This window comes from Citrobacter sp. wls710, from assembly GCF_005281115.1.
Lineage (GTDB): Bacteria > Pseudomonadota > Gammaproteobacteria > Enterobacterales > Enterobacteriaceae > Citrobacter > Citrobacter werkmanii.
Window position 1 is genome coordinate 123,120 of sequence record NZ_SZXD01000003.1, and the last position, 8,174, is coordinate 131,293.

The window sequence follows — 8,174 nt, forward strand, 5'->3', positions numbered from 1 at the left end:
AAACATAAAACACAGATCATGAATAATCTGCCGCTGTTAAATGATTTGCGCGTCTTTATGCTGGTTGCGCGCCGCGCGGGTTTTGCTGCCGTCGCCGAAGAGTTGGGTGTATCACCGGCTTATATCAGTAAGCGTGTAGCGATGCTGGAGCTGACGCTGAACGTGGTGCTGTTACACCGGACAACGCGGCGGGTGACCATCACGGAAGAGGGAGAGCGGATATACGAATGGGCGCAACGGATCCTGCATGATGTCGATCAGATGATGGATGAGCTGTCCGATGTCAGGCAGATCCCGCAAGGGATGTTACGTATTATCAGTAGCTTTGGTTTTGGCCGCCGGGTGGTGGCTCCTGCGTTGTCTGCGCTGGCGAAAGAGTACCCACAGCTGGAGCTGAGGTTCGATGTTGAAGACCGTCTGGTGGATCTGGTGAATGAGGGCGTCGATCTCGATATTCGTATCGGGGATGATATCGCACCTAATCTGATTGCCCGTAAACTGGCGACAAACTATCGCATTCTTTGCGCCTCGCCGGAGTTTGTGGCGCAGCATGGAATGCCGAAGCAACTGAACGATCTCTCTACTTTTCCCTGTCTGGTCATTAAAGAGCGTGACCATCCGTTTGGTATCTGGCAAATGCGCAATAAAGAGGGGACTCACTCAATCAAAGTCACGGGACCTCTGTCATCTAATCATGGCGAAGTGGTGCATCAATGGTGTCTTGACGGCCAGGGAATTGCTCTGCGTTCGTGGTGGGATGTCTGTAACAACATTGCCAGCGGACATCTGATACACATATTGCCTGAGTATTATCAACCAGCAAATATTTGGGCGGTTTATGTCTCCCGACTGGCGACGTCGGCAAAAATCCGTATTACCGTTGAGTATTTGCGTCGCTATTTTGCCGAAAACTACCCGAAGTTTACTTTGGAATAAATGTGTTGCAGGTTGGCAAAGGACTGAAATTAAAAAAGGCAGAATACTCTGCCTTTTTTGCAATCATGACGCAGTTACACAAAAGGTTATTTAGACTCTTCTGCTTCCGGTAATGTCACGTTGAGTTCAAGGATCGAAATATCGCCGTCTTTTTGTTCAAGCTGTACGGTGACCATTTCTGGATCGATTTGTACATACTTGCAGATAACGTCGAGAATATCCTTCCTCAGCTGCGGTAAATAATGCGGCTCGGCGTCACTACGACGGCGTTCCGCAACAATAATCTGCAGTCGCTCTTTAGCGATGTTTGCTGTGCTCTTTTTCCGCGAGAGAAAAAAATCCAGTAATGCCATAACTTATCCTCCGAACAGGCGTTTGAGGAAACCTTTCTTCTCTTCTTCAATGAAGCGGAAAGGACGTTCTTCTCCCAACAGACGGTCTACGGTATCAGCATAGGCTTTACCGGCATCAGCATTGATGTCGAGAATAACCGGCTCACCCTGGTTAGACGCGCGCAGGACTGACTGATCTTCAGGAATCACGCCAACCAGCTTGATTCGCAGAATTTCCAGTACGTCTTCCATGCTCAGCATGTCACCTTTATTTACGCGGCCAGGGTTGTAGCGCGTAAGCAACAGATGTTCTTTAATCGGCTCTTCACTGTTTTCTGCGCGACGGGATTTCGACGCCAGAATACCCAGAATACGGTCAGAGTCACGTACAGAAGAGACTTCCGGGTTAGTGGTGATAATGGCTTCATCGGCAAAATACAGGGCCATCAGCGCGCCGGTTTCAATACCCGCCGGGGAATCGCAGACGATGAAGTCAAAGTCCATCGCTTTCAGATCGTCCAGAACTTTTGCGACTCCTTCACGGGTCAGCGCGTCTTTATCGCGGGTCTGTGAGGCCGGAAGAATAAAGAGATTCTCGGTACGCTTATCTTTGATTAACGCCTGATTTAACGACGCATCGCCCTGAATAACATTGACGAAGTCGTAAACGACGCGGCGTTCACAACCCATAATCAGATCAAGGTTACGCAGGCCGATATCAAAATCAATAACGACAGTTTTCTTTCCCTTCTGGGCCAAACCTGTAGCGATGGCCGCGCTGGAGGTGGTTTTGCCAACGCCCCCTTTACCCGAAGTAACAACAATAATGCGTGCCATAGAAATTCCTTGTTAAAAAGGGATCAATTCAACGGTTGAACTGTCAAAGCGTTCTCTGCTAATTGCAGACGAGCCGCTTTGCCATAAAATTCTGCTGGGATTTTATCACTCAGCCAATAAACACCTGCGATAGACACCAGTTCTGCCGTCAGATGGGTACAAAAAATTTGCGCTTCCCGGTCACCGCTTGCCCCTGCCAGCGCACGGCCTCTCATCATCCCATAAACATGAATATTGCCATCAGCGATAAGCTCTGCGCCCGCACTGACGTGGCTTGTAACAATCAGATCACATTGTGGAGCATAAATGCGCTGACCGGAACGAACCGGTACATTTATTAATCGTGTTTTTGTGACGGGAGTAACGTTTTGCGGCGGCGGGACGGGAACGGGAGCCTCAACAGGCGCGGGACGAAGAGCTTTTTCTTTACCTTCAGTCAGTAAAGGAAGTCCCATTTCGTCAATTTCAGCCTTTAATCGGGCGTCTTTGCATCCGCTAACGCCGATAATGCGCAAGCCGGTAGACGCGACAACTTCCTGCAGCGCCGACCAGTTTACCGGGCTTTCGAGACCACTCACGTTAATCACCACGGGAGCATGTTTTAAAAATGCAGGTGCCTGCGCGATTTTGTCTTCCAACGCCTGACGAATAACCTCGGGTTCTGCTTCATGTAAATGAACCACTGATAAGGTGAAGCTACTGCCTTTAAGCTCGATTGGCGTGTTTGACATCCTGGCCTTACTCAATTTGCTATTTATCATCCCCAGCGCGGGGTGATATTCCGAAGACTATAAGGCATGTTATAGTCAGTATTATATTGAGGCAAGCCACCATTCCGTGAATTCAGAGTAAAAGATATGTTTTGTGTGATCTACCGAAGCAGCAAACGTGACCAGACTTATTTATATGTCGAAAAAAAAGACGATTTCTCGCGAGTTCCTGAAGAACTGATGAAAGGATTTGGGCAGCCAACGCTGGCGATGATGCTGCCACTTGATGGTCGAAAAAAACTGGTTAATGCCGATCTTGAAAAAGTAAAACAGGCGCTAACCGAGCAGGGCTATTATTTACAAATACCGCCACCGCCAGAAGATTTACTCAAACAGCATCTGGCTGCGGCCAAACAAAATACATCAGACGCTAAACGTTAAACTGCATCCGGCAGCAGCACGTTCCATCGATGCAGTACCTGAAATCTATGACTACGTTAGGGGAAAGTAATGTATCAACATCACAACTGGCATGGTGCTCTGCTGGATTATCCGGTGAGTAAGGTGGTTTGTGTAGGCAGTAACTATGCCAACCATATAAAAGAGATGGGGGGAACCACCCCAGAAGAGCCGGTACTGTTTATCAAACCGGAAACTGCGCTGTGTGATTTGCGTCAACCGCTGGTGATCCCATCCGATATGGGGGCGGTTCACCATGAGGTTGAGCTGGCCGTACTGATTAGCGCGACCTTGCGTCAGGCGACCGAAGAACATGTGCGTAAAGCCATTGCTGGCTATGGCGTAGCGCTGGATCTGACTCTGCGCGATATTCAGGGGAAAATGAAGAAAGCCGGGCAGCCGTGGGAAAAAGCCAAGGGTTTTGATAACTCTTGTCCGCTGTCAGGATTTATCCCTGTGGCAGAATTTGATGGTGATCCGCAGGATACGATGCTCGGCCTGACGGTAAACGGCGAAACGCGCCAGCACGGCTCGACGGCAGATATGATCCATCCCATTGTTCCTTTGATTGCCTATATGAGCCGTTTCTTTACGCTCAAAGCGGGCGATGTTGTGCTGACGGGTACGCCAGCAGGCGTTGGGCCGTTAAGCAGTGGTGATGAACTGGCTATCAGTTTCCACGGACAAACTCTGACCACCCGCGTGCTGTAATCTCTGCTTGCCGCCTTTTTGGGCGGCAAAACTTGCATCAGCGTGCCAGACTGGTTATAAGGTGCAGCTTTATTACGATAGCGGATACCCTGATGAGCGACATACCTTTCTGGCAAAGTAAAACCCTTGATGAAATGACCGATGCCGAGTGGGAGTCATTATGTGATGGGTGTGGTCAATGCTGCCTGCATAAGCTGATGGATGAAGACACCGACGAAATCTATTTTACCAACGTCGCCTGTAAACAGCTCAATATTAAAACCTGTCAGTGCCGTAACTACGAACGTCGGTTCGAATACGAGCCGGACTGCATCAAGCTCACGCGTGATAATCTGCCTACCTTTGAATGGTTGCCGATGACCTGCGCCTATCGTCTGCTGGCGGAAGGAAAAGGGTTGCCAGAATGGCATCCGTTGCTGACCGGGTCGAAAGCGGCAATGCATGGCGAACGTATTTCGGTACGTCATATAGCGGTGAAAGAATCAGAAGTGCGTGACTGGCAGGATCATATTTTGAACAAACCTTCATGGGCGGACTGAGCCGCCCATCGATTAGCAGGTGTTAAGGGTTAAGCCTTTTTCGCCTGATACATCTCATCTCCATGGTTGTCGTCTTCAACCCAAAAATTGATGTTGAACTGCGCATCGTCGCTTAATTCAACGCGATGCCAGTACTGTGGTGGGCTGGTCGCGAACTGACCGGCATTAATCACTACCTTCACTTCGGGCTCTTTTGCGTCTTCATTGGCAAAGCCATAATACGTTACCGTTCCTTCCATCACACAGAGCTGTCCAAACACGCCCGCAGCGGTGTTGTGGTGGGAGAGCAGTGCCGCAGGGACATTGTCTTTCGTGAAGAAGGGAGTAGAGCGTTTAACTTTCCAGTTTGCCGGGATGCGTAAATGGGACATAAGACATCTCCTTCATGTGGCATCTATAAGATGTATTTAATATACATCTTATAGATGCCAGCAGGCAATGGATTTAAGGCAAAAAAAACGCTCCCGGAGGAGCGTCTCTGTTAGCGACCGAAAAGGTCACGTTTTTTCGGTTTGAACGGTTGTGCTATGACGACCAGTATTGCCACAACAAGATATGCGGCGAAGATCCCTAGCAGCCACTGCGGCATTTCGAGGGTTAAAAACGACCACTGACGCTCAGCGCAGTCGCCGGACGCCACAAACACCTGCGGCAGCCATTTATCCAGCGGTAACCAGCTCGGGAAGCGCGCGGCAAAATCACAGGTCATAAATGGTGACGGGTGAAGCTGAATCATGGTGTGCTCATATGCTAACTGAAGACCGCGCCAGGCACTGTAAATCCAGATAACCATCGCCACATAGCGCAGCGGTGTTTTTGGCGCGACAGCTCCCACCAGTCCCGCACCCATTACGCCAAATAATGCGCTACGTTCGTAAATACACAACACGCAAGGTTTTAGCAGCATGACGTGCTGGAACCATAGCGCGACGAGTTCCAGCGCAAAGGCGGTAAACGCCAACAATAACCATGCTCCACGACCACGGGAACACTGGTTTAAAAATCGCAACATAATAATTTCCCTGCAACATGCGTAGAGACCGCAGTTTAAACCAATTCACTTTATGCGCCACTAGCGGGAATTGAAAATTTGCGTAATCGGATAATTATCATGCAAAAAGTCAAACCGGGCAGTGATTTGCCCGGCTAATTGTTATGAAAGTGTAGCTAACCAGCCCGACTGGGTCATCCATTCAGTCATTGGTACAAGCGTGAACTCCACGCAAAGCAACCCGACGAGCGTCAGGACAAGGGTATAAGGCAGAGCCATCCATACCATGCGACCATAAGAGAGGCGAATCAACGGTGCCAGGGCGGAAGTCAGCAGAAACAGGAACGCCGCCTGACCGTTTGGCGTGGCCACGGAAGGCAGGTTGGTCCCGGTGTTAATCGCCACCGCTAACAGTTCATACTGATTAAGGCTGATGGTCCCATGCTCCAGGGCTGCTTTGGCTTCGTTGATGTAGATAGTGCCGACAAAAACGTTATCAGAAATAGACGACAGCAGACCGTTAAACAGATAGAACAGCGTTAATTGCGCGTGCTCAGAGGCTTGTAAAACGAACTGAATAATCGGAGAAAAGAGCTGCTGATCGATGATCACCGCAACAACAGAGAAGAACACGGTCAGCAGGGCGGTGAAGGGCAGCGACTCGGTAAAGGCTTTGCCAATAGCATGTTCGTCGGTAACGCCGGTTAACGATGTTGCCAGAATAATCACTGACAGACCAATTAATCCCACTTCCGCCAGATGCAGTGCCAGGGCGACCACCAGCCAGACGCCGATAATCGCCTGGATAATCAGTTTGATCTTGTCCTGGCGGGTTCTCTGCTGACGGCTCTGATCGTCAAATTTTTGCAGGACATCGCGGACGGTCTCCGGCAGCGTTTCGCCATAGCCAAACCAACGTAACTTCTCGACCAGCACGCAGGTTAGCAGACCGCAAATCAGTACCGGAACGGTGACTGGCGACATGCGCAGGAAGAAGTCGCCAAAGTGCCAGCCAGCTGCTTTAGCGATAATCAGGTTTTGCGGTTCGCCAACCATGGTCATTACGCCGCCTAACGCCGTACCGACGCCTGCGTGCATCATCAGACTACGCAGAAAACCACGGAACTGCTCCAGAACGACCTTATTGTGCTGATCGATATGGCTGTCATCGAGCATATTGTTATCTTCCCCGCGGGAGGAGGCCACGCGATGGTAGATGCCATAAAAACCGACCGCTACGCTTATCACCACGGCAACGACGGTCAACGCGTCAAGGAACGCGGAGAGGAAAGCGGCAGCAATACAAAAGGAGAGCGACAGCAGTGACTTGGAACGAATGCTGAGCAGAAGACGGGTGAAAATAAACAACAGCAGCTGCTTCATAAAGTAGATGCCTGCCACCATAAACATCAGCAGCAATAACACCTCAAGGTTGGCGGCAACTTCTTCGCGCACATGCGCGGCGCTGGTCATGCCAATGATGACGGCTTCGATGGCTAACAGCCCACCCGGCAGCAACGGATAACACTTGAGTGCCATCGCCAGCGTAAAAATGAACTCGGCCACCAACAGCCAGCCAGCAATAAAGGGATTGATGAAAAAGATAATCGGGTTAACGACTAAGAAGACGAGCAGTGCAAGTTTGTACCAGTCTGGCGACTGGCCTAAAAAATTGCGCCACATAGCGCGGCCCCATGATAGCTCCATGGTGATTTCCCTACCTTTAAAAATGAAATCATGTTGTTATGTTTGACCGCAAAGCTTAGCGGGAGGAGGGAGCACAGGCAAGCTCTTCACGTGAATGGCAAGGGGGAGTGTGCATCAGCGTTATCTGTAAAATGAAGCCTTGATCCACTTTTTCTTCATTTCGTCAGCTATCAGCTATGAAACCCGTCTGGTATGATAACTGTAACTATGTTTTGCTGTGTAATGGAATTATTACTATGGTCATTAAGGCGCAAAGCCCGGCGGGGTTCGCGGAAGAGTACATCATTGAGAGTATCTGGAATAACCGCTTCCCACCTGGCACTATTTTGCCCGCTGAACGTGAACTCTCTGAACTGATCGGAGTGACACGTACTACGTTGCGCGAAGTATTACAGCGTCTGGCGCGGGACGGCTGGTTGACCATTCAACACGGCAAACCGACGAAGGTGAATAACTTCTGGGAAACCTCCGGGTTGAATATTCTTGAAACGCTGGCGCGCCTCGATCACGAGAGCGTACCGCAGTTGATCGATAATCTGCTGTCTGTGCGCACCAACATTTCAACCATCTTTATCCGCACCGCGTTTCGCCAGCATCCTGATAAAGCGCAAGAGGTGTTGGCGACAGCTAATCAGGTAGCTGACCATGCTGATGCGTTCGCCGATCTGGACTACAACATTTTCCGCGGTCTGGCATTTGCGTCCGGTAATCCGATTTACGGTCTGATCCTCAACGGAATGAAAGGGTTATATACCCGCATTGGTCGTCATTATTTTGCCAATCCAGAAGCGCGTGGTCTGGCGCTGAGCTTCTATCGTAAGCTGTCAGAACTGTGCGAGCAGGGTGCTCATGAGCAGGTTTATGAAACGGTGCGCCGCTACGGTCACGATAGCGGCGAGATTTGGCATCGCATGCAGAAGAATAGACTGGCCCCCTGAATCACCAGACAACC

Annotated in this window: 11 protein-coding genes; 5 read left to right on the top strand and 6 right to left on the bottom strand. The window is 50.1% G+C overall.

The features are described 5' to 3' along the window. Positions 1–18: 18 nt before the first annotated feature. Positions 19–936 (top strand): LysR family transcriptional regulator, encoded by a 918-nt coding sequence (locus tag FDX14_RS01650; RefSeq protein ID WP_137348912.1) that lies wholly within the window; start codon positions 19–21, stop codon positions 934–936. Between the two features lie 86 nt (positions 937–1,022). Here FDX14_RS01650 and minE read toward each other — a convergent pair whose 3' ends face one another. Genes minE through minC form a run of 3 tightly spaced genes read right to left on the bottom strand, consistent with a single transcriptional unit; the run spans position 1,023 to position 2,836 of the window. After that, positions 1,023–1,289 carry a cell division topological specificity factor MinE gene (gene minE / locus FDX14_RS01655; protein ID WP_003833739.1) on the bottom strand — a complete coding sequence of 89 codons (267 nt, stop codon included), beginning with the start codon at positions 1,287–1,289 and terminating at the stop codon, positions 1,023–1,025. A 3-nt stretch (positions 1,290–1,292) separates the two neighbouring features. After that, on the bottom strand, positions 1,293–2,105 hold the full coding sequence (gene minD / locus FDX14_RS01660) for a septum site-determining protein MinD (protein WP_042307876.1): 813 nt from the start codon (positions 2,103–2,105) through the stop codon (positions 1,293–1,295). 23 nt (positions 2,106–2,128) lie between these two features. Continuing rightward, positions 2,129–2,836 carry a septum site-determining protein MinC gene (gene minC, locus FDX14_RS01665; RefSeq protein ID WP_042307878.1) on the bottom strand — a complete coding sequence of 236 codons (708 nt, stop codon included), beginning with the start codon at positions 2,834–2,836 and terminating at the stop codon, positions 2,129–2,131. Between the two features lie 126 nt (positions 2,837–2,962). Between minC and FDX14_RS01670 the strand changes: the two genes are divergently transcribed. The 3 genes from FDX14_RS01670 to ycgN all read left to right on the top strand — a co-directional run bounded on the left by FDX14_RS01670 (position 2,963) and on the right by ycgN (position 4,524). Beyond that, a complete protein-coding gene (locus FDX14_RS01670; protein ID WP_006684203.1) occupies positions 2,963–3,256 on the top strand; it encodes a YcgL domain-containing protein in 294 nt (97 codons plus the stop codon). Positions 3,257–3,325: 69 nt separating this feature from the next. Then, the gene (locus FDX14_RS01675) at positions 3,326–3,985 is read left to right on the top strand and encodes a fumarylacetoacetate hydrolase family protein (RefSeq protein WP_079223769.1); all 660 of its coding nucleotides are present in this window, start codon (positions 3,326–3,328) and stop codon (positions 3,983–3,985) included. A gap of 92 nt (positions 3,986–4,077) precedes the next feature. Further along, positions 4,078–4,524 (top strand): cysteine cluster protein YcgN, encoded by a 447-nt coding sequence (ycgN, locus tag FDX14_RS01680; protein WP_003020944.1) that lies wholly within the window; start codon positions 4,078–4,080, stop codon positions 4,522–4,524. A 29-nt stretch (positions 4,525–4,553) separates the two neighbouring features. Here the strand turns inward: ycgN and FDX14_RS01685 are convergent, their stop codons facing one another. From FDX14_RS01685 to nhaB, 3 genes are all read right to left on the bottom strand, one after another. Further along, the gene (locus FDX14_RS01685; RefSeq protein WP_042307882.1) at positions 4,554–4,895 is read right to left on the bottom strand and encodes a TehB family protein; all 342 of its coding nucleotides are present in this window, start codon (positions 4,893–4,895) and stop codon (positions 4,554–4,556) included. Positions 4,896–5,005: 110 nt separating this feature from the next. Continuing rightward, the gene (dsbB, locus tag FDX14_RS01690) at positions 5,006–5,536 is read right to left on the bottom strand and encodes a disulfide bond formation protein DsbB (protein ID WP_137348913.1); all 531 of its coding nucleotides are present in this window, start codon (positions 5,534–5,536) and stop codon (positions 5,006–5,008) included. Positions 5,537–5,677: 141 nt separating this feature from the next. Further along, positions 5,678–7,222 carry a Na(+)/H(+) antiporter NhaB gene (gene nhaB / locus FDX14_RS01695; RefSeq protein ID WP_042307887.1) on the bottom strand — a complete coding sequence of 515 codons (1,545 nt, stop codon included), beginning with the start codon at positions 7,220–7,222 and terminating at the stop codon, positions 5,678–5,680. Between the two features lie 236 nt (positions 7,223–7,458). On the opposite strand from nhaB, the gene fadR reads away from it, so the two are divergent. Continuing rightward, a complete protein-coding gene (gene fadR / locus FDX14_RS01700; RefSeq protein ID WP_137348914.1) occupies positions 7,459–8,160 on the top strand; it encodes a fatty acid metabolism transcriptional regulator FadR in 702 nt (233 codons plus the stop codon). Positions 8,161–8,174: the final 14 nt, after the last annotated feature.

What these genes read in the sequence shown, in the direction of transcription:
- nhaB (WP_042307887.1), bottom strand. Translation starts at nt 7,222, where the DNA reads ATGGAGCTATCATGGGGCCGCGCTATGTGGCGCAATTTTTTAGGCCAG.
- minC (WP_042307878.1), bottom strand. Translation starts at nt 2,836, where the DNA reads ATGTCAAACACGCCAATCGAGCTTAAAGGCAGTAGCTTCACCTTATCA.
- minD (WP_042307876.1), bottom strand. Translation starts at nt 2,105, where the DNA reads ATGGCACGCATTATTGTTGTTACTTCGGGTAAAGGGGGCGTTGGCAAA.
- minE (WP_003833739.1), bottom strand. Translation starts at nt 1,289, where the DNA reads ATGGCATTACTGGATTTTTTTCTCTCGCGGAAAAAGAGCACAGCAAAC.
- FDX14_RS01650 (WP_137348912.1), top strand. Translation starts at nt 19, where the DNA reads ATGAATAATCTGCCGCTGTTAAATGATTTGCGCGTCTTTATGCTGGTT.
- ycgN (WP_003020944.1), top strand. Translation starts at nt 4,078, where the DNA reads ATGAGCGACATACCTTTCTGGCAAAGTAAAACCCTTGATGAAATGACC.
- dsbB (WP_137348913.1), bottom strand. Translation starts at nt 5,536, where the DNA reads ATGTTGCGATTTTTAAACCAGTGTTCCCGTGGTCGTGGAGCATGGTTA.
- FDX14_RS01675 (WP_079223769.1), top strand. Translation starts at nt 3,326, where the DNA reads ATGTATCAACATCACAACTGGCATGGTGCTCTGCTGGATTATCCGGTG.
- FDX14_RS01685 (WP_042307882.1), bottom strand. Translation starts at nt 4,895, where the DNA reads ATGTCCCATTTACGCATCCCGGCAAACTGGAAAGTTAAACGCTCTACT.
- fadR (WP_137348914.1), top strand. Translation starts at nt 7,459, where the DNA reads ATGGTCATTAAGGCGCAAAGCCCGGCGGGGTTCGCGGAAGAGTACATC.
- FDX14_RS01670 (WP_006684203.1), top strand. Translation starts at nt 2,963, where the DNA reads ATGTTTTGTGTGATCTACCGAAGCAGCAAACGTGACCAGACTTATTTA.